22 protein-coding genes are annotated in these 24,592 nt (G+C 70.6%); 6 read left to right on the top strand and 16 right to left on the bottom strand.

The genetic code is table 11. The features are described from left to right. Positions 1–35: 35 nt before the first annotated feature. From AWC24_RS17200 to AWC24_RS17185, 4 genes are all read right to left on the bottom strand, one after another. Positions 36–506 carry a PH domain-containing protein gene (locus AWC24_RS17200; protein ID WP_085086944.1) on the bottom strand — a complete coding sequence of 157 codons (471 nt, stop codon included), beginning with the start codon at positions 504–506 and terminating at the stop codon, positions 36–38. Further along, positions 506–985 (bottom strand): 6,7-dimethyl-8-ribityllumazine synthase, encoded by a 480-nt coding sequence (ribH, locus tag AWC24_RS17195; protein ID WP_085086942.1) that lies wholly within the window; start codon positions 983–985, stop codon positions 506–508. The genes AWC24_RS17200 and ribH overlap by 1 nt, the downstream gene beginning before the upstream one ends. Positions 986–1,013: 28 nt before the next feature. After that, the gene (locus AWC24_RS17190; protein ID WP_085086940.1) at positions 1,014–2,291 is read right to left on the bottom strand and encodes a bifunctional 3,4-dihydroxy-2-butanone-4-phosphate synthase/GTP cyclohydrolase II; all 1,278 of its coding nucleotides are present in this window, start codon (positions 2,289–2,291) and stop codon (positions 1,014–1,016) included. Positions 2,292–2,386: 95 nt separating this feature from the next. Further along, on the bottom strand, positions 2,387–2,995 hold the full coding sequence (locus AWC24_RS17185) for a riboflavin synthase (RefSeq protein WP_085086938.1): 609 nt from the start codon (positions 2,993–2,995) through the stop codon (positions 2,387–2,389). Between the two features lie 52 nt (positions 2,996–3,047). Here AWC24_RS17185 and AWC24_RS17180 point away from each other — a divergent pair, with 52 nt between their 5' ends. Further along, on the top strand, positions 3,048–3,746 hold the full coding sequence (locus tag AWC24_RS17180) for an LppX_LprAFG lipoprotein (protein WP_085086936.1): 699 nt from the start codon (positions 3,048–3,050) through the stop codon (positions 3,744–3,746). Beyond that, entirely contained in the window at positions 3,746–5,299 is a 1,554-nt protein-coding gene (locus tag AWC24_RS17175; protein ID WP_085086934.1) for an MFS transporter, read from the top strand. The genes AWC24_RS17180 and AWC24_RS17175 overlap by 1 nt, the downstream gene beginning before the upstream one ends. A gap of 10 nt (positions 5,300–5,309) precedes the next feature. Here the strand turns inward: AWC24_RS17175 and ribD are convergent, their stop codons facing one another. Genes ribD through AWC24_RS17145 form a run of 6 tightly spaced genes read right to left on the bottom strand, consistent with a single transcriptional unit; the run spans position 5,310 to position 11,840 of the window. Next, positions 5,310–6,341, bottom strand: a complete 1,032-nt coding sequence (gene ribD / locus AWC24_RS17170; protein ID WP_085086932.1) for a bifunctional diaminohydroxyphosphoribosylaminopyrimidine deaminase/5-amino-6-(5-phosphoribosylamino)uracil reductase RibD — start codon at positions 6,339–6,341, stop codon at positions 5,310–5,312. A gap of 49 nt (positions 6,342–6,390) precedes the next feature. Next, positions 6,391–7,056 (bottom strand): ribulose-phosphate 3-epimerase, encoded by a 666-nt coding sequence (gene rpe / locus AWC24_RS17165; protein WP_085086930.1) that lies wholly within the window; start codon positions 7,054–7,056, stop codon positions 6,391–6,393. A gap of 17 nt (positions 7,057–7,073) precedes the next feature. Beyond that, entirely contained in the window at positions 7,074–8,471 is a 1,398-nt protein-coding gene (locus AWC24_RS17160; RefSeq protein WP_085086928.1) for an RsmB/NOP family class I SAM-dependent RNA methyltransferase, read from the bottom strand. Then, positions 8,468–9,400: a methionyl-tRNA formyltransferase gene (gene fmt / locus AWC24_RS17155; protein ID WP_085086925.1), complete on the bottom strand. Its 933-nt coding sequence runs from the start codon at positions 9,398–9,400 to the stop codon at positions 8,468–8,470. The genes AWC24_RS17160 and fmt overlap by 4 nt, the downstream gene beginning before the upstream one ends. Positions 9,401–9,437: 37 nt before the next feature. Further along, positions 9,438–10,943: a bifunctional aminoglycoside phosphotransferase/ATP-binding protein gene (locus tag AWC24_RS17150; RefSeq protein ID WP_085086923.1), complete on the bottom strand. Its 1,506-nt coding sequence runs from the start codon at positions 10,941–10,943 to the stop codon at positions 9,438–9,440. Positions 10,944–10,961: 18 nt separating this feature from the next. Then, positions 10,962–11,840, bottom strand: a complete 879-nt coding sequence (locus tag AWC24_RS17145) for a universal stress protein (protein WP_085086921.1) — start codon at positions 11,838–11,840, stop codon at positions 10,962–10,964. A 202-nt stretch (positions 11,841–12,042) separates the two neighbouring features. Between AWC24_RS17145 and AWC24_RS17140 the strand changes: the two genes are divergently transcribed. Further along, positions 12,043–13,026 (top strand): Acg family FMN-binding oxidoreductase, encoded by a 984-nt coding sequence (locus tag AWC24_RS17140; protein ID WP_085086919.1) that lies wholly within the window; start codon positions 12,043–12,045, stop codon positions 13,024–13,026. A gap of 55 nt (positions 13,027–13,081) precedes the next feature. Here the strand turns inward: AWC24_RS17140 and AWC24_RS17135 are convergent, their stop codons facing one another. Beyond that, positions 13,082–15,025 carry a primosomal protein N' gene (locus AWC24_RS17135; RefSeq protein ID WP_085087179.1) on the bottom strand — a complete coding sequence of 648 codons (1,944 nt, stop codon included), beginning with the start codon at positions 15,023–15,025 and terminating at the stop codon, positions 13,082–13,084. Between the two features lie 176 nt (positions 15,026–15,201). Between AWC24_RS17135 and AWC24_RS17130 the strand changes: the two genes are divergently transcribed. After that, entirely contained in the window at positions 15,202–16,554 is a 1,353-nt protein-coding gene (locus AWC24_RS17130; protein ID WP_085086917.1) for a DUF4226 domain-containing protein, read from the top strand. A 23-nt stretch (positions 16,555–16,577) separates the two neighbouring features. On the opposite strand, the gene AWC24_RS17125 is transcribed toward AWC24_RS17130, so the two are convergent. Beyond that, positions 16,578–17,297 (bottom strand): lysoplasmalogenase, encoded by a 720-nt coding sequence (locus AWC24_RS17125; protein WP_174813605.1) that lies wholly within the window; start codon positions 17,295–17,297, stop codon positions 16,578–16,580. Between AWC24_RS17125 and AWC24_RS17120 the strand changes: the two genes are divergently transcribed. Together AWC24_RS17120 and AWC24_RS17115 are read left to right on the top strand one after the other, a co-directional pair. After that, on the top strand, positions 17,296–18,246 hold the full coding sequence (locus AWC24_RS17120; protein ID WP_085086911.1) for an alpha/beta hydrolase: 951 nt from the start codon (positions 17,296–17,298) through the stop codon (positions 18,244–18,246). The two genes, AWC24_RS17125 and AWC24_RS17120, sit on opposite strands and share 2 nt — an antisense overlap. Positions 18,247–18,302: 56 nt before the next feature. After that, a complete protein-coding gene (locus AWC24_RS17115) occupies positions 18,303–19,799 on the top strand; it encodes a flavin-containing monooxygenase (RefSeq protein ID WP_085086909.1) in 1,497 nt (498 codons plus the stop codon). Between the two features lie 23 nt (positions 19,800–19,822). Here the strand turns inward: AWC24_RS17115 and metK are convergent, their stop codons facing one another. The 4 genes from metK to coaBC form a co-directional block, all read right to left on the bottom strand. Next, positions 19,823–21,034, bottom strand: coding sequence for a methionine adenosyltransferase (gene metK / locus AWC24_RS17110; RefSeq protein WP_085086907.1), 1,212 nt, complete (start codon positions 21,032–21,034; stop codon positions 19,823–19,825). Between the two features lie 245 nt (positions 21,035–21,279). After that, positions 21,280–21,894: a TetR/AcrR family transcriptional regulator gene (locus AWC24_RS17105; protein ID WP_085086905.1), complete on the bottom strand. Its 615-nt coding sequence runs from the start codon at positions 21,892–21,894 to the stop codon at positions 21,280–21,282. Continuing rightward, positions 21,891–23,249, bottom strand: coding sequence for a hydroxysqualene dehydroxylase (locus AWC24_RS17100; RefSeq protein ID WP_085086903.1), 1,359 nt, complete (start codon positions 23,247–23,249; stop codon positions 21,891–21,893). The genes AWC24_RS17105 and AWC24_RS17100 overlap by 4 nt, the downstream gene beginning before the upstream one ends. Positions 23,250–23,334: 85 nt before the next feature. Further along, positions 23,335–24,579, bottom strand: a complete 1,245-nt coding sequence (gene coaBC, locus AWC24_RS17095) for a bifunctional phosphopantothenoylcysteine decarboxylase/phosphopantothenate--cysteine ligase CoaBC (RefSeq protein WP_085086901.1) — start codon at positions 24,577–24,579, stop codon at positions 23,335–23,337. Positions 24,580–24,592: the final 13 nt, after the last annotated feature.

The following is a 24,592-nucleotide window of genomic DNA, read 5'->3' as shown; positions in this document are numbered from 1 at the left end:
CAGAATCGCACGCGATGGGGCTCAAGAGTGCGACTCTATGTCTGCTCGCGGGAGGCCGGCCGGTAGCGCGCCACCAGCTCCCGCAGCGCGCGCATGGCCGCCACCGCGGCCTCCTTGTCGGCGGACTGGATGGCCACCAGCGGAATGTACTCGTCGTCGGGCAACTCCAGCCGGGCCCAGCGCTTGCCCGGCGGGAAAGACACGCCGAGCACTTGCGACCACGGGATCAACCGGTCGCCGAGCCCGTTGCGCACCGACACCCCGGATTCGCCCGCCCGCACCCGGGCCCGGGTCCACACCAGCAGCGAGCCGGCCACGATGATGCCCAGCACCACCACGGCCACCCGGTCGTAGGTGCGAAAGATGACGCCAGACGAGCGGACCGTCAGCAGAAAGCTCACCACCACGTGGATCGCGACGATCAGGATCGCCGCACTCCACAAGCCGATGCGCATCAGCCGCGGACGCACCTCCAGATCCCACTGCTGGGATCCCGACCGGGCCATCACGGCGCGGCGCGCAGGTCGCGCAGGGTCAGGGCCGTGCTCAGCGCGGCGGCGGCCGCCTGGGCCCCCTTGTCCTCGCTCGAATCGGGCAGCCCGGCGCGGTCCAGCGCCTGCTCCTCATCGTTGACCGTGAGCACGCCGTTGGCCACCGGTACCGCCGCATCCAGGGACACCCGGGTCAGCCCCTGGGTCACCGCGTCGCACACGTAGTCGAAATGCGGTGTCCCGCCGCGGATCACCACGCCCAGCGCGATGACCGCGTCGTGGTTGCGAGCCACCTCCTGAGCCACCACCGGGATCTCGATGGCCCCGAGCACCCGCACCACCGTCGGTTCGGCGATGCCGGCGTCGGCGGCCACCTTGCGGGCGCCGGCCAGCAGGGAGTCACAGATCCGGGCGTGCCAGGTGCTGGCCACGATCGCCAAGCGCACCCCCGAGGCGTCCAGTGCCGGCATGTCCGGCACACCCAGCCCGCTCATCGGCGCCGCTCTCCCCTGCCCGCGCGGCTCACAGCGCCCCGCCGAACTCGCCCGGCAGGTGCGCGGAATCGTCGAACTCCTCCAGCCCGGTCAGATCGTGGCCCATCCGGTCCCGCTTGGTCATCAGATAACGGATGTTCTCGGCGTTGGCCCGCACCGGCAGCGGCACCCGTTCGATGATGTGCAACCCGTAGCCGTCCAGCCCGACCCGCTTGGCCGGGTTGTTGGTGAGCAGCCGCATCGAGCGGACGCCGAGGTCCACCAGGATCTGCGCCCCGATGCCGTAGTCGCGCGCATCGGCCGGCAGCCCCAGTTTGAGGTTGGCGTCGACGGTGTCGTCGCCGGCGTCCTGCAACTGGTATGCCTGCAGCTTGTGCAGCAGCCCGATGCCGCGGCCCTCGTGCCCGCGCATGTAGAGCACCACCCCGCGGCCCTCGTGCGCCACCATCGCCAGCGCGGCGTCGAGCTGCGGGCCGCAATCGCAGCGCCGCGAACCGAACACGTCACCGGTCAGGCACTCCGAGTGCACCCGGACCAGCACGTCGTCGCCGTCGTTGTGCGCGCCGGCGATCTCGCCGCGAACCAGCGCAACATGCTCGACGTCCTCGTAGATGCTGGTGTAGCCGACTGCCCGGAACTCGCCGTGCCGGGTCGGGATGCGGGCCTCGGCGACGCGCTCGATGTGCTTCTCGTGCTTGCGCCGCCACTCGATCATGTCGGCGATGGAGATCAGCGCCAGACCGTGCTCGTCGGCGAAGATCCGCAGCTCGTCGGTCTGGGCCATTGCGCCCTCGTCTTTTTGGCTGACGATCTCGCAGATCGCACCCGCCGGCTGCAGGCCGGCCATCCGGGCCAGATCGACCGCGGCCTCAGTATGGCCCGGCCGGCGCAGCACGCCACCGTCCTTGGCCCGCAACGGCACCACGTGCCCGGGCCGGGTGAACTCGTCGGCGGCACTGTCGGGATCGGCCAGCAGCCGCATCGTCGTGGCCCGGTCGGAGGCCGAAATCCCGGTCCCGACATTGTTTTTCGCGTCAACAGTGACGGTGTAGGCGGTGCCGTGCTTGTCCTGGTTCACCGCGTACATCGGCAACAGGCCCAGCCGATCGCAGATGGCGCCGTCCAGCGGCACGCACAGATACCCGGAGGTGTAGCGCACCATGAAGGCGACCAATTCGGGGGTGGCCTTCTCGGCGGCGAAGATCAGGTCGCCTTCGTTCTCTCGGTCCTCGTCGTCGATGACGACGACGGCTTTACCTGCCGCGATGTCGGCAACCGCCCGCTCGACGGTGTCCAACTTCGTCATCTATGCCACCTTGCGTTCGCCGTCAGGGGCCGCCCGATCGGCGTGACCCGCCCATCCAGTATGAACCACTCCCGGGCCCGGGTTTGCCGCCTGACTCACCGAGCGGGATTTGTCACCAGCCGTTCGACATATTTGGCGATGACGTCTACCTCGAGATTGACCAGCGTGCCGACCGGCGCACGGCCGAGCGTGGTCAGTTGCAGTGTGGTCGGGATCAACGACACCTCGAAGAAGTCGTCCGGGTCACATCCGAGCCCGGCGACGGTCAGCGAGATGCCGTCGACGGTGATCGAGCCCTTCTCCACCACATAGCGCGCCAGCGGTCCCGGCAGCGCGATCCGCACCACTTCCCAGTGCTGTGCGGGTCTGCGATCCAGCACCCGTCCGGTGCCGTCGACGTGTCCCTGGACGATGTGCCCGCCCAGGCGGCTGCCGAGCGCGGCCGCGCGCTCCAGGTTCACCGGCCCGCCGACCTGCACAGATCCCAGACTGGACCGGTCCAGCGTCTCGCGCATCACATCGGCGGAGAACCGGCCGCCCGGTAGCACCTCCACCACCGTCAGGCACACCCCGTTGACGGCGATCGAATCACCGTGCCGGGCGTCGGAGACGACGGTCGGCCCGTGGATGACCAGGCGCGCGGCGTCGGTCAGCTCGTCACGGCTGACCAGCTCGCCCAGTTCCTCCACGATTCCGGTGAACATCACAACAGGCTATGCGCCCGCTGGACGGCCTCGGCTGAGCGGCCTCTATACGATGTCACCCATGCGCAGACTTGTGATCGCCCTGGCCACCGCCACCACCGCCGCCGCGCTGTTCGCCGGCTGCTCCAGTAAGGATGCCGGCGGTCCGCTGCCGGACGCGACGACCCTGGTCAAGGAGTCGGCCACCACCACCGCCGAGCTCAAGAGCGCCCACCTGGCCCTCTCGGTGACCGGCCAGATCAAGAACCTGCCGGTCAAGACGCTCGAGGGCGATCTGACCAACGAACCGACCACGGCGGCCAAGGGCAATGCGACGATCACGATGCTGGGATCGGACGTCGACGCCAAGTTCGTCGTAATCGACGGCGACCTGTATGCGGCGATCACCGGCGACGACTACGACAACTACGGCGCCGCCGACAAGATCTACGACGTGGCAGCGATCCTGAGCCCGGACAAGGGGCTGGCCAACATGCTGGCCAAGCTGAAGGACCCGAAGGCGCAGGGCCGCGACACCATCAACGGCCGGCAGGCGGTCCGGGTCACCGGCGATGCGCCCGCCGACGCCGTGAACTCCCTGGCTCCGCAGCTCAAGGCCACCGCTTCCACGCCGGCCACGGTCTGGATCTCCGAGGAGGGTGACCACCAGCTGGTCCAGGCCCAACTCGACCCCAGTGCTGGCAACTCGATCCAGATGACGCTGTCGAACTGGAACGACCCGGTCACGGTTGAGAAGCCGGCGGGAGCGTGATGCGGGTCAACCGCAGACTCGCAATCAGCGCAGGTAGCCTCGCGGTCCTGCTCGGTGCCCTCGACACCTATGTCGTGGTCACCATCATGCGCGACATCATGGCTCCGCAGCCTGCCGGTGTCGGGATCCCGATCAACAAGATCCAGCAGATCACCCCGATCATCACCTGCTACCTGCTGGGTTATATCGCCGCGATGCCACTGCTCGGCCGGGCCTCCGACCGGTTCGGCCGCAAGATGCTGCTGCAGGCCAGTCTGGCGGCATTCGCCGTCGGGTCCGTGATGACCGCACTCGCGATGGACCTGCAGATGCTGGTGATCGGTCGCACCGTGCAGGGCATCGCGGCCGGGGCGCTACTGCCGGTGACGTTCGCGCTCGGTGCCGACCTGTGGTCGGAACGCAGGCGGTCGGCGGTGCTGGGCTGGATCGCCGGCGCCCAGGAACTCGGCAGCGTGCTGGGTCCGCTCTACGGCATCTTCATCGTCTGGCTGCTGACGAGCTGGCGCGATGTGTTCTGGATCAACGTGCCGCTGACCCTGCTGTCGATGGCATTGATCCACTTCAGCCTGCCGTCGCAGTCCATGGACGGCCCCCGGGAGCGGGTTGATGTGGTCGGCGGGCTGCTGCTGGCGGTGATCCTGGGAATGCTGACGATCGGGCTGTACAACCCCGACCCCAACGGCAAGCAGGCCCTTCCCGACCACGGTGCGGTGTACCTGGGAGTCGCCGCGGCCGCGCTGGTGGCCTTCGTGGTCTGGGAGATCAAGTCGTCGACCAAACTGATCGACCCCGAAGGCGCCCGCTTCGGCCCGTTCTTGGCCGCCCTGGGCGCCTCGCTCTGCGCCGGCGCCGCCTTGATGGTCACCCTGGTCGACGTCGAACTGTTCGGCCAGGGCGTCCTCGGAAAGAGCCAGAACGAGGCGGCGATGCTGCTGCTGTGGTTCCTGATGGCGCTGCCCATCGGCGCCGTGGCCGGCGGTGCGATAGCAACCGTCGTGGGCGATCGTCTGGTGACGTTCGTCGGGCTGCTGATCGCCGCGGTGGGCTACCGGCTCATCTCGAAGTGGCCGGTGGACCTGATGGCCTACCACCACGAGGTGTTCGGGCTGAGCCTGCCGGCGGCCTACACCGATCAGCTGATCGCCGGGCTGGGGCTGGGCCTGGTGATCGGCCCACTGACCTCGGCGGTGATGCGGGTGGTACCGCCGCGGGAGCACGGCATCGCCGCGGCCGGTGTGGTGGTGGCCCGGATGACGGGGATGCTGATCGGCCTCGCCGCCCTGAGCGCTTGGGGACTGTACCGGTTCAACCAGATCCTCGCCGGCCTACCCCGGTCGACGGGCGGCAGCCTTGCCGAGAAATTGCAGGACACGGCGGAGAACTCGCGGCTGGCGTTCGCCGGGATGTACGGCGAGGTCTTCGGGATCACCGCCATCATCTGTGTGGTGGGCGCGGTGCTCGGTCTGTTCATCGGCAGCAACAAGAATTCTGTCGAGGACCCCGACGCGGACTCCTCCGCGAGTGTGCGCGTCCCCGAGCGCCACGCCGGCTAGCAGCACCGGGTCAGTGCGGGATCAGTGACAACAGCAGGTCCGGGCCGATCGGCTCGACGGTGTCGAATCGCCAACGCAACGCTCGGGCGATGCTGGACACCCCGACATCGTCGACGGCGGTGATCGGCCCGCCGAGCAGGATCGGCGCCACATAGGCCAGGATCCGGTCGATCGCTCCCGCGCGCAGGAATGCGCCGGCCACCGTGGGACCGCCCTCTAAGAGCACGTCGGTGCGATCCGACAGCGCCCGCAGCACTTCGGCGGGATCGTGGGTGCGGATCACCATGGTGCGCGAGTCGTCGTTGAGCACCTGGGCGTCCGCCGAGATCTCGCGCTCCCCCACCACCACGCGCAGCGGCTGCCGGTCGGCCAGGGTGCCGTCGGGCAGCCGGGCGGTCAGCGTCGGATCGTCGACGAGCACCGTCCCGGTGCCCACCACGATGGCGTCCGCGGCCGCGCGGCGGCGGTGCAGGTCGGCCCGCGCCGCCTCGCTGGTGATCCATTGACTCGAACCGTCGGCAGCCGCGCTGCGGCCGTCGATGCTGGTGGCGTATTTCCAGGTCACGTGCGGCAAGCCGGTGCGCTGCTTGTGCAACCACTCCCGCAGCGGCCCGGCGGTCACCGCAGCCGCCTGCACCCCGGAGAGCACCTCGACTCCGGCCGCCGCCAGCCGCTCCGGCCCGCCCGCCGCCTCGGGGTTGGGGTCCTCGACGGCATAGACCACCCGTGCCACACCGGCGGCCAGCACCGCCTCCGCACACGGCGGGGTCCGGCCGTGGTGGTTGCAGGGCGCCAGGGTGACCACCACGGTGCCGCCGGCGGCCAGTTCGCCGGCGCGGCGCAACGCCACCACCTCGGCGTGCGCCTCACCGGTCGGCCGGGTCCCGCCGACGCCGACCACCCGGCCGTCACGGTCGAGCACCACCGCACCCACCGGCGGATTGGGATAGGTGTTGCCCTTCACCTGCTGCGACTGCTCGATCGCGAGCAGCATGGCCGCATCGAGGCCGGCGGCGTCCGTCGCGGCCGGGGCTGCATTCATGCCTCGGCTCCTTGCTCGCTCGTCCCTCGCTCGCCGTCGCCTTCGGAGCTCATGCGCGCAGGTGCGGCGACACGGCGAGGGCCTGGCGGCGCAATGACTCGACCGCGGCGCCCGGGTCCTCGGCGCTGTAGACGGCCGAACCCGCCACGAAGCAGTCGACGCCGGCCTCGGCGGCCTGTTCGACGGTGTCGGCGTTGATGCCGCCGTCGATCTCCACCAGGATGCTCAGCTCTCCGGCGTCGACCAGTTTGCGTACCGCGCGCACCTTGCTCAACACCTCGGGGATGAAGGACTGCCCGCCGAATCCCGGTTCCACCGACATCACCAGCAGCGTGTCGAAGTCCCGCAGGATCTCCAGGTAGGGCTCCAGCGGCGTGCCCGGTTTGATGCTCAGGCCCGCTCGGGCGCCGGCGGCCCGGATGTCTCGCGCGACCGCGACCGGGTTGTCGGTGGCCTCGGCGTGGAACGTGACGTTGTAGGCCCCCGCTTCGGCGTACGGCGGCGCCCACCGGCCCGGGTCCTCGATCATCAGATGGCAGTCCATCGGGATGTCGGTGGCCGCCAACAGGCTTTCCACCACCGGCAGCCCGATCGTCAGATTGGGCACGAAGTGGGCGTCCATCACGTCGACGTGCAGCCAATCGGCGCCCTTGACGGCGTCGGCCTCCTCGGCGAGCCGGGCGAAGTCCGCCGACAGGATCGACGGCGCAATCATGGGTCGTGACACGACGATCAGCCTACTTGTAGCGCCGCGGCGAACATGGCGTCGGTGCCGTGCCGGTGCGGCCACAGTTGTACGTACGGACCGTCCCCGAGCTGGTCGGTCGACGCGAACAGCGGCCGGGTGTCCAGTGCCGTCACCGGGTGCCGCCGCAGCGCGTCGGCCACCACCCCGACCGTTTCGGCCAGGTGCGGCGAGCAGGTCGCATACAGCACCACGCCGCCGGGCCGGGTCAGCGCGATCGCCGCCGCCAGCAGTTCGCGCTGCAGTTTGGCCAGCATGGGGACGTCGGCGGGCTGGCGGCGCCAGCGTGCTTCGGGCCGGCGTCGCAAGGCGCCCAGACCGGTGCACGGCGCATCGACCAGTACCCGGTCGAAGCCGGGCGGCAGCCCGGAGTCGCGGCCGTCGGCGGTCAGCACCTGCACATCCAGGCCGCGGGTGTTCTCGGCGACCAGTGCGGCACGCGCCGGCGCCTGTTCCACCGCGATCACCTGCGCGCCCGTCGCGACTGCCAGCGCGGCCAGCAGCGCGGTCTTTCCGCCGGGTCCGGCACACAGGTCCAGCCACCGTCCGGTGTCGTCGTCCACCGGAGCCAACGTCAGCGCCCGCGCCACCAGCTGACTGCCTTCGTCTTGCACCAGGGCCGCACCGGCCTGCACCGGCTCGAGCCGGCCCGGGTCACCGCCGGGCAGGTAGACCGCATACGGCGAATACCGGCCGACGGTGCCGCCCACGGCGGCGGCCAGCTCGTCGGCGGTCAGGGTGCCAGGCCGGGCGGCCAGATGGACCTGGGGGCGCTCGTCGTCAGCGGCCAGTACCGCGTCGAGCTCGCCGGCCTCGGCACCGAGCGCGTCGGCGAAGGCCTGCGCGATCCAGCGCGGATGCGCGTGGACGAACGCCGCGTGTCCGATCGGATCGGCGGCCGCGTCCGGGGCCAGCTCCGCAGTCCAGGACTGCTCATCGCGGCCGCTGATGGTGCGCAACACGCCGTTGACGAAACCTGCACGCGCGGAATCGAATTCGATGGCCGCCTGTTCGACGGTGGTGGACACCGCGGCATGGGCGTCGACTCGGGTGCGCAGCAACTGGTAGCTGCCCAGCCGCAGCAGGTCCAGCAGCACCGGGTTGATCGCCTCCGGTGAGCGCTGCGCGGCCGCCCCGATGATCGTGTCGAGCAGCCCGCGCACCCGGCAGGTGCCATAAGTCAGCTCAGTGGCGAAAGCGGCGTCGCGGCCGGTGATCCCGCGTTCGCGCAGCAGCGCCGGCAGCATCAGGTTCGCGTAGGCGTCGCGCTCTGAGACCGCCCGCAACACGTCGAAGGCGGCGCGCCGCGCCGGATCCAGCGGTTTGCGCTCGCGTTTGCGCGGGCCGCCTTGCGGCCGCTGCGGGCGGCGGGGCGGGCGGGTCATGACGCCCGCACCCCGGAATCGAGCCGGGCGCCGCGCGCCCAGTCGGCGGCGTCCATGAATTTCTTTCCGGGCGGCTGGATCTGCCCCAATCGCACCGGTGTCGATCCGGTGCCGACCCAGACGCTTCGCCGGTCGACGTGAATGTCCCCGGGCGCCAGGGGCGTCGGCGCTTCTTCGGTGATGCTGATCGGTCCGAGCTTGATCCGCAGCTCGTCGATCGCCGTCCAGGCGCCCGGATTCGGCGTGACCGAGCGGATGCGACGGTCGATCACCGCGGCGGGCAACTCCCAGCGCACCCGGGCGTCCTCGACGCTGATCTTCGAGGCATAGCTCACCCCGTCGGATGACTGCGGGACCGCGGTCAGTGCACCGTCGGCGATGCCGTCGAGGGTGGCCGCCAGTAGTTCGGCGCCCGAGACCGCCAGTCGGCCCAGCAGGTCGCCGGCGGTGTCGCCCGCGCGGATCGTCTCGGTGGCGACACCGTAGACCGGGCCGGAGTCCAGGTCCGGTTCGATCCGGAAGGTGGTGGCACCGGTCACTTCGTCGCCGGCGGCGATGGCCGCCTGCACCGGGCTCGCACCCCGCCAGGCCGGAAGCAACGAGAAGTGCAGGTTGATCCAGCCGTGCACCGGTACCGCCAGCAGTCCGTCGCGCAGCAGCGCCCCGTAGGCGACCACCGGGCAGCATTCGGGTGCCAGTTCGCTCAACTCGGCAACGAACTCCGGTGCGTTCGGCTTGGCGGGCCGCAGCACCGGGATGTCGTGGTCGAGGGCCAGGCGCGCCACCGATGACGGCTGCGGGCGCCCCCGCCGCCCCGATACCGCGTCGGGCCGGGTCAGCACCGCGGCCACCTCGTGGCGCGGGGAGTCGATCAGCCGCTGCAACGACGGCAACGCGGTGTCCGGAGTGCCGGCGAAGACGATGCGCACCGGGACAGTTTAGGGAAGCGACGGGTCGCGGCGGCGGCTACCGCGCGGCGCTGTCCCCGTACGGCGGCTGGATCGCGGCCCGCCATTGCTCGTGGGCTTCGCGCACACACTGATCGAACGGCCTCGACGTGTCGACGCAGTGCGCGGTGTCCCACCCGAAGTCGTCGGCGCCCAGCGCCCCGGCGATCTGGGGTGTCGCATCGGAATTGCCTGCCGCCCTGGTCCTGACGCGCTCGGCTGCGACCTCGATCGGCACCACACACCGGATCTCGGCGACCGCCGCATGCGTGTCGGCGGCCAGCCGCTGCGCTTCGGCGCGGATCTCGGCGTCGCGCCAGGTGCCGTCGAGGACGACCGACACCCCCTCGCCCAGGTGGTGGCCCGCCCGCTGCAGTACCGCGTGGTAGACGGCTGCGACGTTGGCCGGCGTGTAGAGCCCGGCGCCGAGACTGCCGGCCTCGCCGCTGAGCTGCCCGGAGCTGCGCAGTTCCCGGCGCACGTCGTCGGTGGAGACCACTACCGCCCCGACCCGCTCCGCGAGCCCACCGGCCAGGGTCGACTTCCCGGTACCTGGGCCGCCGCCGACGAGCACCAGCCGCACGGCGCCGTCCTCCAGGTGCCGCAAGGCGATGTCCAAGTGGTCGGCGGCGGCCGCTGCGGATCCTTGTTTGCCCTGCGCCAGCCGCACACAGTCGACCTTGGCACGCACCACGGCGCGGTAGGCGATGTAGAAGTCCCGCAGCGACTGCGCCGCGGTATCGCCCGACCATGCGGCGTAGCGGTCCAGGAAGTAATCGCCGAGATCCTTGCGGCCGAGGAACTCCAGATCCATGGCCAGGAAGGCGGCGTCGTCGATGCGGTCGAGGTAGCGAAGTTCGTCGCTGAACTCCAGGCAGTCGAGCAGCACCGGCCGGCCGTCCACCCAGAAGATGTCGTCGGCGAGCAGGTCGGCGTGGCCGTCGACGATGCAGCCCTGCTCGACGCGCCCGGTGAGCAGATCCGCCCGGCCGGCAAGGTATTCGGCGCCGAGGCCCTGCACTCGCCGCACGATCTCGGATGGCACCGCGGTGCCGGCGTGCTGGTGCAGTGTCGGAAAGTTGTCGTGCCAGCGTTGCCGGACCGCGTCGGGCTCGCCCTGCCGGCTGATCTCGCGGCTGCGCTCGGCCCGGTCGTGGAAATCGGCCAGCAGGCCCGCGATGCGGTCAAGCACGTGTTCGACGGGCTCGGCGGCTTTGACCATCGAGGTCAGCCGTTCGTCGTCGTGATAGCGCCGCATCACGATGACCGGTTCGGCCGCTGCGCCGGCGGGCCCCTGAAAGTGGGCCACCCCGAGATAGCTGTCGGGCGCAAGGCGGCTGTTGAGCTGGACTTCTCGCCGACAGGCCTGCTCGCGCTGCGCCACGGTGCGGAAATCGAGGAAGTCGGTCTGTAGTGGCTTCTTGGCCTTGTACGCCCGATCGCCCACCAGCACGACCACGCCGGAATGCGTTTCGTGCGCCTGAACGTAGGGCGCCGCCGTCTCCCCGGGTATCGCAGACTCCATGGCTTCCAGTGTCCGCGATCAGTGCGCCCGAGGGCGGACGACGATCACCGGAATCCCCGCCGCCTGGGCCACCGTGGAACTGACCGACCCCAACAGTTGACTGGTGAACCCACCACGGCCGCGACTGCCGACCACCACCAGTTGAGCCTGCTCGGCCGCGTGGACCAACCAGCGTGCGGGCTGGTCATGGACCACCTCGCGGTGAACGGTCACATCCGGATACTGCTCCTGGTAGCCCGCAAGCCGTTCGGCGAGGATCTCGTGGGCCTGCTCTTCGTAGTCGCTGCGGTCGATGTTCAGCAGGGGCATGACCCCGACATCGCTCCAGGCGTGCAACGCCACCAGCGGCACTCCCCGGCGGGACGCTTCGTCGAACGCCAGCGCCGCCGCGGTCTCCGACGCCGGCGATCCGTCGATCCCGACCACCACGGGCGCGTCCTTGCCGACGGCACGATCGGTGCGGATGACCGCGACCGGTCCGTGGGCGTGGCGAATCAGGCTGGTGCTCACCGAGCCCAGCAGCAGGCGGCCGATCGCGCCCAGGCCCGTGCTGCCGACGACGGTCATCCAACTGCCCTTGGTGGCACCGATCAACGTGGCGATGACCTGGGAGTAGGCGGCCTCCGTGTGCACCGTGGGTGGCGCGGTCCCGCCGGATTCGACCACTTTGCGCGCCCGTTCGAGGACCCCGCGGGCGGCGTCGGCCTGCCAGTTGGGCATGCCGTCGGACCGTGGGTCCGGCGGCCAGCCGGTCTCCAGCGGGGTCACCACGTGCAGCAGGGTGAGCGGCAGGTTGCGCATGGCCGCCTCGTGCGTCGCCCAGGCGACCGCCGCGTCGGATTCGGCCGATCCGTCGACACCCACCACTATCCCGCGGGTCGTCTCCGCTTGTGACATCGTGCGGCCCTCCAGCCATCGTCGCCCGCCCCGACTCCGAAGTTACGGCAGGCCGGGCGGGTTCGCAGGAGTCGTAGGACCTCACCCCGGGGCCGTCGGCCTGCTATGCAGGTAGGACGGCGGCCCGCAGAGTACCTACGCCCCTTTCGCCGGAGTCCGGTTCGCGGGATCATGGGTGATCAGGTGGAGATCGGAGGACAAAGTGTCTGCCGTGTCGGTCGAGACCGAAACGATCCGGGATGCGGTGCGCACGGCATGCCGTGCCCCGTCGCAGCACAACATCCAGCCGTGGCGCTGGAGGTTCGACGGCGATGAACTCCGATTGTTCGTCGACCCGGGCCGGATCCTCCCGTCGGATCGATCCGGCCGCCAGGCGGTCATCGGGTGCGGTGCGGCGCTGGATCATCTTCGGGCCGCCATGGCCGCGCTCGGTCTGCGCACCCATGTCCAGCGGTTTCCCAATCCCAACAACCCCGATCATCTGGCGTCGATCCGCTTCGCCCGAATGGGTTACGTCACCGACGGACACCACCGCCGGGCAGACGCGATCCGGGTCCGGCGCAGCGATCGATTGGCGCTGGCCGCACCGTCGAACTGGGACCTGTTCGAACCTGTACTGCGCAACCACATCGGCCACATGCGGGTGCATCTCGATGTGCTGTCCGAGGACGCCCGGCCCCGGCTTGCGCAGGCGTCGCAGTTGGCCGAATCGTTGCGGCTCTACGACTCCGCTTACCATGCCGAACTGAGTCGCTGGACGGTGCCGTTCGAGGAGTCCGCCGGTATCCCCTACAGTTCGCTGGCCTCGCTCACCGAAGGTGACCGGGTGGGCATCGGGCGCGCGTTTCCGGCCGGCCACCGGCAGGAACGGCGAATTCACCTCCCCGAGGACCAGGCGACGGTCGTGGTGCTGTCCACCGACAGCGACACCCGCGACGACGCCCTGGCCACCGGCGAAGCGCTCTCGGCCATCCTGCTGGAGTGCACGATGGCCGGACTGGCCACCTGCCCGCTGACACACCTGACCGAGCTACACGTCTCCCGGGAGATCGTCGAGACGCTGGTGGGGGGCGACGCCATCCCTCAGGTGCTGATCCGAATCGGGCACGCTCCCGCCACCGAAGAATCACCTCCGCGCACCCGCCGGCGCCCGCTCGACGAGGTTCTGGAAGTGCACGGGGGATAACGCCTGTCACCGGCAGACCGGTGGCGCATCAGGGCCGGACCGTCGTCCGGGGGCGTCAGCCGATGTGCAGCGGGTCGATCTGCACGCGCACCGGACGGTGTGACCCGCGTGCGCTGAGCACACCGATGCCGTGGCGCAGTGCCGCGGCCACCGCCAGGCCGTGATCGCGGTCCACCCGGACCAGCATCCGGATCACCGCCGGCTCGTCACCGATGCCGGCCGGGCGCCGCACCCCGGGCGGCAGCGGTACCGGGCCCAGCAACTCGGCGCCGTCGGGTAACCGCGCCACTTCCAGCAGCGCCGTCACCGACTCCACATCACCGTCGACGGCGGCGATATGCACCGCGGGCGGCAGCCCGACCTCGGCACGGGCGCTCAGTTCGGCCTCGGCATGGCCGACCGGATCCCACCGGATCAGGGCCTGCACCGTCGGGATCGACGACTCGGCCACCACCGTCACCACCCCGCCGGCGTCACGCTCGCGCACCAGCGCCGCCGCGGCCATCCAGCGGCGCAGCGTGTCCTCGGCGGCGCGCAGATCCTGGCGGCCCAGCAGCGCCCAACTGTCCAGCAGCAGTCCCGCGCCGTAGCCGTTCGGGGTGCGCGGTTCGGCGCCGGGCGTGGCGATCACCAACGCCGGACCGTCATCGGTGCGGTCGACGATGGTGTCCCCGGCGGAGGTGACGACCGGGGTGCCCGGAAAGGCGCGGCCGAGTTCCTCGGCCGTCCGCCGCGCGCCGATCACCACCGCGCGCACGGAATCCGATCCGCAGCGCCCACACCGCAGCGCCGGATCCACCCGGCCGCACCACCGGCACACCGCCGCACCGCCGCGCTCCGACAGCGACAACGGCCCGGTGCAGTGCCGGCACCGGGCGATGGCGCGACAGCGTCCGCACGCCAGCGACGGCACGTACCCGCGCCTGGGTACCTGCACCAGTACCGGCGCGCCGGCGGCCAGGGCACTGCGCGCGCTCTGCAGGGCAACCGCGGGCAATCGGGCGGTGCGCGCCGCGGCGTCGCGCTCCTGCGCGTACCCGCTGTCGTCGAGGGCCACCACTCGCGGTGCGGCGGCCCGCACCACCGTCCGCGAGGCCACCACGTCGTGCGCCCAGCCGGTACGCACCAGTGCCTGGGCTTCGGCGGTGCGCGCATACCCGCCGATCAGTGCGGCACAGCCCGACAGGTGCGCCCGCAGCATCGCCACCTCGCGCGCGTGCGGATAGGGCGCCCGCGGCTCGGCCAGGCTGTCGTCGCCGTCATCCCAGACCAGGACCAGTCCCAGGTCGGCGATCGGGGCGAACACCGCGCTGCGGGTGCCGATCACCAACCGGGCGCCGCCGCGCAGCACCGAAAGCCAGCGCCGGTACCGGGTGGCCGGCCCCAGCCCCGCCGACAGGGCGGCGACCGCCGACTCGCCCATCCGGGCCGTCGCGGCGCTCCACAGTGCGTCGACGTCACGCTGATCGGGCACGATCGCCACGGCCGTGCGCCCGGCACGGATGGCGGCGACGGCGGCCTCGGCGAACCGATCGGTCCACGAGTCGCCGGGCAGCACCTGCCAGACCGCGCGGGCGGCCCGGCCCTCCTCGAGCGCCGCCAGGAACGCGCCGCCGGCCGGGTATCGCTGCCAGCCGGCCGGATTCACCGGTTCGAGCAGCGGCGCCACCGGTGGCCCCATCGGTTCGCGTTCCACCCGAGCATGGCGCGGCGGTATCGCCAGGCGCAGCACGTCGGCCCGGCTACCGGCGTAACGGGCGGCCACCGCTTCCACCAGCCGGCGAACCTCCGCTGTGAGCACCGGTTCGGCCGAGATCACCCGCTCCAGCCGGCCCAGCCGGCCGGTGTGGTCGGTGTCGGCGCGACGCTCCCAGACGAAGGCGTCGACCAGCCGGCCGTGGAAGCGCACCCGCACCCGGGTGCCGGGCAGCGCATGTTCGGCCTGCTCCGGTGTCACCAGGTAGTCGAACTCACGGTCCAGATGCGGCACCGTCAGCATCGGCAGCACCCGGGCGACCGGTTCGCCGGGTTCGCCGGGTTCGCTCTCGAGGCGCTCGACGCTCACCACGCAGGTGTAGCAGACGACGCCGACCCCGGCAGCCGCCGGATCACAGGCCACCCGCCCTGTGGATCGGCGGACGCCCGGCCGCCCGCACCGAATTACCTTGCTGCGGTATGGCCGAGCAGCGCGGCGCCCACGCCGAGACGGCGCAGGCCCGCGAGGTCTCACTCATGATCCGGCAGCAGATCGCCGCGCACACCGATGACGTGCTGTCCACCGCGGTGCGCGGCGCGGCCGATCACGCCCGGCGGGGTCGTCGGCGCCTCGACGCGATCGGCTCCGAGATCCGCGATGCGCTGGGCGATCAGCGGGCGCCGGGATGGGACACCCCGACCGGTGTCCGCCAGTTCCAGCTTTTCTTGGCCGCCAAGGTCCGAGACATCGGCCGGGTTGTCGCCGATGTGGTGGCCGACGATCGGGCGCGGACGGCGCTGCTGCGGTCCCTGGGGCCGGGCTACGACCTCCCGGCCCGAGTGCGCGACCGGTTGAACCGGCAGGTGCTCGCCGATGACATTCGCCGGGTGGAGCAGGCCACCGAGGCGATCAGCGCCGCGGAGATGATCCGCTACGACAATGCGCTGCGGGTCCGCGACGGGCTGCGGTCCAATTCCGGCTCCGGCGCCGGACCGGTGCTGTTGCTCAGTTATGACCCGGCGGCGTTCGCCGGCCGGGGCCGGGCCGCCATCGCAATCGGCGATCCCGACACCGCCGACAACACCACGGTGCTGGTGCCCGGGGCGCACAGCAGCGTCCGTGACGGCTATCTGTCGGCTCCCGACGGGCTGAACGTCTACTGCGAGGCCGCCCGCGCCGATCCGGCCCGATCGAACTCCGTCATCATCTGGATGGGCTATCGCGCCCCGGATAGCCTGTTGGATCCATCAGTGGCACAACCAGATTCGGCGCGATCGGGCGGCAGCCTGCTGGCCGCCGACATCGACGCCCTGCGAGCCGCCCACCGCGGCACCGGCCACCTCACCGTGGTCGGGCATTCGTACGGCTCGACCACGGTGGCCGACGCCGCAGCCGGCTTCGGGATGCGGGCCGACGACGTGGTGCTCGTCGGCTCGCCGGGAACCGACCTGGCACGCAGCGCCAAGGACTTTCATCTGCCGCCGGACGGGCACGTGTACGTGGGCGCGGCATCGGCGGATCCGATCACCGGATTCGCCGGTGAGCCACAACTGCCGATACCGGGAACGACGATCGGGCTCGGCCCCGACCCGGCCGACGACGGCTACGGCTCGACCCGGTTCAAAGCCGAGACCCCTTGGCCGTCCGCACCGATGGCCGGCCACAGCCGCTATTTCAAGCCGGGCACCGAGTCGCTGTTCAGCATCGGCGACATCGTGTCCGGTCACGGCGACGCGCTGGCCGGCGACCGCATGACCGCACCGCACCGCCGTCGGCTTCCCGCGTTCGACCCGGAACTACTGCGCCCCGGTAGCGGCGGGCACCGGCACTGACCGATCTGGCCCGTCGGCGGGTCTCAGTCGGCGGCGGGCTGCCCGCCGCCGGAGCGGCCGAAGAAGAAGCCGGCCGTGATGAGCAGTTGCGCAGCCGCATAAGTCCACCAGATCGGCACCGCCAGCATCTCGTTGCCCAGTACGAACTTGCCGGCCCCGATCATGGCGTCCGACACCGCGAAGAACAGCGCACCGAATGCGGTCCACCGGGTGGGCAGCTTCGCCAGCAGGGCCGCGCACACCATGGCGCCGAGCACCAAGACGTAGACCGTCACCGGGACGGTCATCCCCTCGCGGGACAGGCCGGGCCAGAACCACACCAACAGGGCCAGGCAACTGGCACCGACCAGACCCGCTCCGATCAGCCGGCCGGGAGAGACGACCGCCAGCGGAAGTAGTGCTCCCAGAAAGCACAAGTGCGCCAACAGGAATGCTGTCAGGCCGGCGACGAACGACGGCCCCCACCACGGGATCGCCAACAGCCAGTCACCGGCGGCCGACAGGATCAGCGCGGGAATCAGCCAGCGCGCCTCGCGCAGGATGGGGTGCGCGGCCGCGGCCACGGCCAGCAACACCGCCATCGCCGTCTTGAACGCCGGCTGACCGATCCAGTGCCCGGTCAGCGCGTCCCCCGGCGGTGATCGCAGGGCCAGCACGGTCAGAAAGATCCCGTAACTCACCGCGGCCCAACCGGCCGCGGCCCAGGCGGTGGGGACCACTCGTGTTGCGTACGGTGTTCCCATGCCGCTCGTCGACGATGACTCCGCTATCGACCCCATAGTGCTGAAGGTACTGGACGCCGTCCCCTACCGGTTGACCCTTTCCGAAGGCGTGGAGGCGGCGCGCCGCAACATGCGCGACCTGCCTCGCCGGCCGGTGTACCCGGAGTTGCCCGCCGAGGACCGGGTCATCGACGGTCCGGGCGGCGACCTGCCGGTGCGGATCTACCGGCCGTCGAGCACCGGCGCCGGCCCGGTGGTGGTGTTCTTCCACGGCGGCGGGTTCGTCGCCGGTGACCTCGACACCCACGACGGCACCGCCCGCCAGCATGCGGTCGACGCCGACGCGGTGGTGGTTTCTGTCGATTACCGGCTGGCGCCGGAGCACCCGTTCCCGGCCGCCGTCGAGGACGCGATGGCGGCCACCGAATGGGTGGCCGCGCATGCCGAAGAGCTGGGCGTAGACCCGGCCCGGCTGGCGGTGGCCGGCGATTCGGCCGGCGGAAACCTGGCCGCGGTGGTGTCGCAACTGGCCCGCGACGCGGACGGACCGCAGATCGCCTTTCAGCTGCTGTGGTATCCGGCGACCACCTACGACACCTCGTTGCCGTCATTCACCGAGAACGCCTCCGCGCCGATCATCGACCGCGATGCCCTGGCGGCGGTCACCCTGGCCTACGCCGCGGGGGTCGACCTGAGTGACCCGCCGCCGATGCTGGCGCCGGCCCGCGCCGCGGATCTGGCGGGTCTGCCGCCGGCATACATCGCGGTGGCCGGCCACGACCCGCTGCGCGACGACGGCATCCGCTACGGCGAACTGCTGGCGGCCGCCGGCGTGCCGGTGCAGGTGCACAATGCGAAGACGCAGGTGCACGGCTACCTGGGCTACGCCGGGGTGATCCCGTCGGCCACCGAGGCCACCGAGCTGGGGTTGGCGGCCCTGAAAGCCGCACTGCACGCGCCACGTTCCTGACCGGCGCGGCTGCGCGGCGCGCTACGGTCGAGCGATATCAGCGACGAGGAGCCACCGTGACCGAGAAACCCGACCATGAGGTCCTGATCGTCGGCGCCGGGTTCTCCGGCATCGGCGCGGCGATCGGCCTCGACCGCGCCGGCATGGCCGACTATCGCATCATCGAGGACGGCGACGGGGTCGGCGGAACCTGGCATTGGAACACCTATCCCGGTATCGCCGTGGATATCCCGTCGTTCTCGTATCAGTTCTCCTTCGAGCAGAGCACCGAGTGGTCGCGTACCTACGCCCCGGGCCGAGAGCTGAAGAACTATGCCGAGCACTGCGTCGACAAGTACGGGCTGCGTTCCCGGATCCAGTTCGGGACCAAGGTGCTCGCGGCGGAGTTCGACGACGAACGTGACGTGTGGCGGGTGCGACTGGAACGGCGCGGTGAGCCCGCCGGTTGGGTCACGGCGCGCTTTCTGATCAACGCCAGCGGCGTGTTGACCACACCGCAGCTGCCCGACATCGACGGTGTCGAGACGTTCGCCGGCGTGGCCATCCACACGGCGCGCTGGGATCATTCCCAAGACCTGACCGGCAAACGCGTCGCGGTGATCGGCACCGGGGCGTCGGCCGTGCAGGTGATCCCGGAGATCGCGCCGATCGCGTCGTCCCTCACCGTTTTTCAGCGCACCCCGATCTGGTGCTTCCCGAAGCTGGATCTGCCGCTGGCCGCCCCCGCCCGCTGGGCGATGCGACTTCCCGGCGGCATGGCGGCGCAACGGCTGGCCAGTCAGGCCTTCGTGGAGGCGACCTTCCCGATCGCGGCGCAGTACTTCACGGTTTTTCCGATGGCCAAACACATGGCGTCCGCGGGCCGGGCCTACTTGCGCCGGCAGGTGCACGACCCGGTGGTGCGCGAACAGCTCACGCCCCGCTACGCGGTCGGATGCAAGCGCCCCGGCTTCCACAACACCTACCTGTCGACGTTCAACCGCGACAACGTCCGGCTGGTTGTCGACCCCATCGAGCGGATCACTCCCACCGGGGTGGTCACCGCGGGCGCCGCGCCCCATGAGGTCGACGTGTTGATCCTGGCCACCGGGTTCAAGGTGATGGACAGCGACAACATCCCCACCTTCGCGGTCACCGGGGCCGGCGGCCAGTCGCTGAGCCGGTTCTGGGATGAACACCGGCTGCAGGCCTACGAGGGGGTCAGCATCCCCGGATTCCCCAATCTCTTCAGCGTTTTCGGTCCGTACGGCTACGTCGGGTCATCGTATTTCGCGCTCGTCGAGGCCCAGACCCATCACATCGTGCGGTGCCTGAAACGCGCCCGGCGCCGTGCCGCCACCCGGGTGGAGATCTCCGAGGCGGCCAACGCCCGCTACTTCGACGAAATGATGAGCAAACGCCACCGACAGGTGTTCTGGCAGGACAGCTGCCAGCAGGCCAACAGCTACTATTTCGACCGCAACGGCGACGTCCCGCTGCGGCCCACCACCACGGTGGAGGCCTACTGGCGCAGCCGGCGCTTCGATCTCGACGACTACCGGTTCAGCGCCTGACTTTTGTGCGCAGAGAAACCGGGCTAGATGGCGCGCTTGAGGTCGTCGACCTTGTCGAGCTGCTCCCACGGCAGTTCGATGTCGGTACGGCCGAAGTGGCCGTAGGCGGCGGTCGGCGCGTAGATCGGCCGCAGCAGGTCCAGGTCGCGCACGATCGCACCCGGGCGCAGGTCGAAGACCTCGGGCACGATCTTCTCGATCTTGACCGGATCGACGGTGGCGGTGCCGAAGGTCTCGATGAACAAACCGACCGGGGCGGCCTTACCGATGGCGTAGGCAACCTGAACTTCGACGCGCTGCGCCAGACCGGCGGCGACGATGTTCTTGGCCACCCAGCGCATCGCGTAGGCGGCCGAACGGTCGACCTTTGACGGGTCCTTGCCGGAGAAGGCGCCGCCGCCGTGGCGGGCCCAGCCGCCGTAGGTGTCGACGATGATCTTGCGGCCGGTCAGGCCGGCGTCACCCATCGGCCCGCCGACGACGAACTTGCCGGTCGGGTTGATCAGAATGCGGGTGGACGAGGAATCCAGGGTCTCGTGGGCGAGCTCGGCAAGCACGGTGGCGATGACGTGCTCACGGAGATCGGGGTCCAGCGTCTTGACCAGGTCGATCCCGTCGGCGTGCTGGGTGGAGATCACCACGGTGTCCAGCCGGGTCGGGACGTCGTCCTCGTACTCGATGGTGACCTGGGTCTTGCCGTCCGGGCGCAGGTAGTCCAGCGTGCCGTTCTTGCGGACCTCGGTCAGCCGCCGCGACAGCCGGTGGGCCAGCGCGATCGGGAGCGGCATCAACTCGGGGGTGTCGGCGATCGCGTAGCCGAACATCAGGCCCTGGTCGCCGGCGCCCTGGGAGTCCAGCGGGTCGGCCGCGCCTTCGACCCGCGCCTCGTGCGCGGTGTCGACGCCCTGGGCGATGTCGGGTGACTGCGCCCCGATGCCGATGTTGACACCGCAGCTGGCGCCGTCGAAGCCCTTGTCCGACGAGTCGTAGCCGATGTCGAGGACGCGCTCGCGCACGGTGTTGGTGATGTTGGCGAACGCCTCACGGGCGGCGGTCGTCACCTCACCGACGACGTGCACCTGACCGGTGGTGACCAGGGTCTCCACCGCGACCCGGGAGCGGGGATCATCGGCGAGCAGTGCGTCGAGCACCGAGTCGCTGATGGCGTCACAGATCTTGTCGGGATGTCCCTCGGTCACCGACTCACTGGTGAACAGCCGACCCTTTTCGCTCACAATGTCACCCTCCGGGTATCGATCCACAAGTTGGCTCGGGCAAATATAGCTATGCGCTCCTGGGGACGGCCTGACAGTCCGGTGCCCGCCCCCAGGTCGCGGGCCGGGTAGTGCCTGTGCTCCCCCGCGACCGGGAGATGCTCGACGACACGCCCCACGACGAGACACCTGAACGACTCGGCCCTGTGGCTGCCCACCTTACCGTCCTGGTTGCGGGCGGCGGCAGTCCGGGTGGCCTGCGAAGGTCACGGTCCCGGCGGCGGCGCAGTCTCGAGGCGCACCGCCCAGCCGACCAGCGACCGCAGATAGCGCAGCACCAACTCGTCCGGGTACGCATCGGGGTCGGTGAGGTGCAGCAGCGCCAGTTCCTCCAATGCGGACAACAACAGTCGCGCCGTCGGCCCGTCGGCGTCGACCGGGTGGCCGGTGAGCCCGGACAACCGCTCTGCCGCGATACCCCGGGCATAGCGGCGGCCCAGCTCGGTGCGGGCCTGCAATTGCGGCGGTGCTCCGGCGGGCGGGCTCAGGATGATGCGCCAGCTGGTCGGCGCCGCGTGGAGGTAAGCCAGAATGCCGCGGCCGACCGCATCCGAGCCGTCGTCGGGCGGGCCGTCCACGCTGCGCATGCCGGCGAAGGCGATCTCCGATTCGCGGTCGAGCAGCGCCGACATCAACCCGGCCAGGTCGCCGAAGTTCTGGTACACCACCGTGCGGGTGACCTCGGCGGCTCGGGCCACCCGTTCGATGGTCACCGCGGCGAAACCCTCGGCGGCGACGATGTCGCGGGCCCGGTCGAGCAACTGGGCCCGGCGGGCCTGCCCCGACATCCGCCGCCTCGGCGACACCGGCTGCGCATTCATCGATGTTCCGGCAGTTCGAGCAGCAACGCCACCGCGCGGGCCGCGCTTTGGGCAGCGCTTTCCATCGTCGCCGACCAATCGGTGCGGGTCCAGTCGCCGGCGAGCACCAGGCTCGGCACCGAGGTGCGCTGATCCGGGCGCAGCCCGGTGGTGCCCACGACCTGCGAGAAGGTGGCCTTCGGCATCTTGACCACCTGCGCGGCCACCACGTTCGCCTCGGCCGCGGCCGGATAGTAGCGGCGCAGCAGATCCAGCTGTTCGGCCACGATCTGGTCGCTGGAACGGTGGATCTGTTCGTAGGCGCCGCTGGTGGTCAGGCAGTACAGCCATGCGCCGTCCGGGACGCGGCCGTGCATCCGCTGCCGGTCGAACACCTCGTCGATGATGCCGGTGCCGCCGATCACCGCCTCCATCGCCGCTTCGGTGCCCAGCGGGCGGTCCAGGTAGAGGTTGGTGCTCACGATCGGCGTGTGATGCAACTTGTCGGCCGCGGCATAGATCTCGGCGTGCTCGGGCAGGTCGTCGAGCAGGCCGCCGATCTGGGAGTTGGGCACCGCGCACACCACCGCATCTGCTGGTATCTCGCTACCGTCGGCGAGCTCCACCGCGCGAACAGCGTTGTCTTGCATTACGATTCGCTTGGCAACCGTACGATAGCGCACGTCGACGCCGAGTCGGTCGAAGACCGCGAGCGCACCGGCGATGTAGAGCGTGTCGAGGTCGGTGGTCGGGTAGCCGATCGTCACCGGAGTGCGGTGCCGCACGCCCAGCCGGATTCCGGTGGCCAGCACGTCGGCGAAGACCTTGGCCGAGCCGCGTTCCACCGGCTCGGCGGCGATGCCCAGGGCAAGCCAGTCCCACACCGCCTGCCGCGCTGTGGCGGGCATCCCCACCCGCCGCAACCACTGGTCGGTGGAGAGATCGGGCAGATCGGCGGGCTGGCACAGCGCCTGCTGCGTCAGCCGTGCCGTCGCCACTGCCGTACGCACGCGATCGAGCAGGCTGGCCTCCGGGTGCACACCGAACAGCGTCCGCAGCGCACCGAGCCCGCGGGTCGGCATGCCGGTGGTGGCGCCGCCCGGCCAGCGCAGTGTGCCGCCGGTCGGGAACTCCACCATCGACCGGGTGCCGACGCTGGTCAGGTAGCGGAACAGGTTTTGGAAGCCGCTCGCGATGACGTGCTGGCCGTTGTCCGGAACATCGGCTATCCCGTCCACCTTCATCGCGTGGGTGCGCCCGCCGAGCTGCCCGCGCCGCTCCAGCAGGGTCACCTTCTTGCCCGCCTCGGCCAGCCAGACCGCCGAGGCCAGCCCCGCCAGGCCGCCTCCGATCACCACATACCGTCGATCGTCCATGTCCGGCCCCTTCCCGGTAACTTACGAACCGTAAGTTACCGGGGCGGCGAGCACCCGGTCAACGGCATCCCCGCCGACGGCGACGCTAGGCACGGCCGTCCAGGAACGCCACCACCGCATCCACGATCCGGCTGGCCATCAGGGTCTTGGATCCGGGATCCAGGGCGGACTCGGTCCCGTCGGCGGCCAGCAGCCAGCCGTCGTTGTGGTCTACCTCGAAGGCCCTGCCCTCCCCGACGGCGTTGACCACCAGCAGATCGCATCCCTTGCGCTGCAGCTTCGCCCGGGCGTGGAACAGCACGTCGCCGTTCTCATCTCCGGTTTCGGCGGCGAAGCCGACGATGGCCCGCATGTTGGGCAACTGCCCGTCGGCCCGGGCGCGAACCGCGCCGGCCAGCACGTCGTCGTTGCGGACCAGTTCGATGGTCGGGTCCCCCCGGTTGTCCGGGCCCTTCTTGATCTTCGCCTGCGCCGTCCGGGCGGGGCGGAAGTCGGCCACCGCGGCGGCCATCACCAGCACCTGCGCCTCGGGGGCGTGCTTGGTCACCGCGTCCTGCAGTTGCTGGGCGGAACTGACGCGCACCACATGCACCCCGGCCGGGTCGATCAGTCCGGCGGCGTGGGCGGCGATCAGGGTGACCTCGGCGCCACGCTGGGCGGCCACCCGGGCCACCGCGTAGCCCTGCTTGCCCGAACTGCGGTTGCCGATGAACCGGACCGGGTCGACCGGCTCGCGGGTACCTCCGGCGGTCACCAGCACCTTGCGCCCCGCCAGGTCGTAGGGCAGCGCGTCGGCCCGCTCCAACAACAGCGAGGCGATGGTGTTGATCTCCTCGGCCTCGGGCAGCCGCCCGGGTCCGGTGTCGGCGCCGGTCAGCCGGCCCGACGCGGGTTCGAGCACCACCGCGCCGCGTTCGCGCAGGGTGGCCACATTGGCCACGGTCGCCGGATGCTGCCACATCTCGGTGTGCATCGCCGGGGCGAACAGCACCGGGCAGCGGGCGGTGAGCAAGGTGGCGGTCAGCAGGTCGTCGGCGCGGCCGGCGACCGCGCGGGCCAACAGGTCCGCGGTGGCCGGCGCCACCACCACCAGGTCGGCCTGTTGGCCGATGGCAACGTGCGGAACCTGCGGAACGTCATCGAAGACGCCGGTGTACACCGGCCGGCCGCTCAGCGCCTCGAAGGTGGCGGCCCCGACGAACCGCAGTGCGGACTCGGTCGGTACGACCCGGACCGAGTGGCCGGCCTCGGCCAGCTGCCGGACCACCGTGCACGCCTTGTAGGCGGCGATCCCACCGGAGACACCGACGACGATTCGCTTGTGCTCCACGGCTACCGACCCG

The organism is Mycolicibacter senuensis, from assembly GCF_002101885.1.
Taxonomy (GTDB): domain Bacteria; phylum Actinomycetota; class Actinomycetes; order Mycobacteriales; family Mycobacteriaceae; genus Mycobacterium; species Mycobacterium senuense.
This window is presented reverse-complemented; position numbering and strand designations above follow the sequence as displayed.

Bases quoted from the DNA above. Each gene is read 5' to 3' on its own strand.
- rpe (WP_085086930.1), bottom strand. From the start codon at position 7,056: ATGATTGCGCCGTCGATCCTGTCGGCGGACTTCGCCCGGCTCGCCGAG.
- AWC24_RS17180 (WP_085086936.1), top strand. From the start codon at position 3,048: ATGTCACCCATGCGCAGACTTGTGATCGCCCTGGCCACCGCCACCACC.
- AWC24_RS17200 (WP_085086944.1), bottom strand. From the start codon at position 506: ATGGCCCGGTCGGGATCCCAGCAGTGGGATCTGGAGGTGCGTCCGCGG.
- AWC24_RS17175 (WP_085086934.1), top strand. From the start codon at position 3,746: ATGCGGGTCAACCGCAGACTCGCAATCAGCGCAGGTAGCCTCGCGGTC.
- AWC24_RS17135 (WP_085087179.1), bottom strand. From the start codon at position 15,025: ATGCTGACGGTGCCGCATCTGGACCGTGAGTTCGACTACCTGGTGACA.
- ribH (WP_085086942.1), bottom strand. From the start codon at position 985: ATGAGCGGGCTGGGTGTGCCGGACATGCCGGCACTGGACGCCTCGGGG.
- ribD (WP_085086932.1), bottom strand. From the start codon at position 6,341: ATGAATGCAGCCCCGGCCGCGACGGACGCCGCCGGCCTCGATGCGGCC.
- AWC24_RS17145 (WP_085086921.1), bottom strand. From the start codon at position 11,840: ATGTCACAAGCGGAGACGACCCGCGGGATAGTGGTGGGTGTCGACGGA.
- AWC24_RS17125 (WP_174813605.1), bottom strand. From the start codon at position 17,297: ATGGGAACACCGTACGCAACACGAGTGGTCCCCACCGCCTGGGCCGCG.
- AWC24_RS17150 (WP_085086923.1), bottom strand. From the start codon at position 10,943: ATGGAGTCTGCGATACCCGGGGAGACGGCGGCGCCCTACGTTCAGGCG.
- AWC24_RS17105 (WP_085086905.1), bottom strand. From the start codon at position 21,894: ATGAATGCGCAGCCGGTGTCGCCGAGGCGGCGGATGTCGGGGCAGGCC.
- AWC24_RS17120 (WP_085086911.1), top strand. From the start codon at position 17,296: ATGCCGCTCGTCGACGATGACTCCGCTATCGACCCCATAGTGCTGAAG.
- AWC24_RS17100 (WP_085086903.1), bottom strand. From the start codon at position 23,249: ATGGACGATCGACGGTATGTGGTGATCGGAGGCGGCCTGGCGGGGCTG.
- AWC24_RS17190 (WP_085086940.1), bottom strand. From the start codon at position 2,291: ATGACGAAGTTGGACACCGTCGAGCGGGCGGTTGCCGACATCGCGGCA.
- AWC24_RS17160 (WP_085086928.1), bottom strand. From the start codon at position 8,471: ATGACCCGCCCGCCCCGCCGCCCGCAGCGGCCGCAAGGCGGCCCGCGC.
- AWC24_RS17130 (WP_085086917.1), top strand. From the start codon at position 15,202: ATGGCCGAGCAGCGCGGCGCCCACGCCGAGACGGCGCAGGCCCGCGAG.
- AWC24_RS17185 (WP_085086938.1), bottom strand. From the start codon at position 2,995: ATGTTCACCGGAATCGTGGAGGAACTGGGCGAGCTGGTCAGCCGTGAC.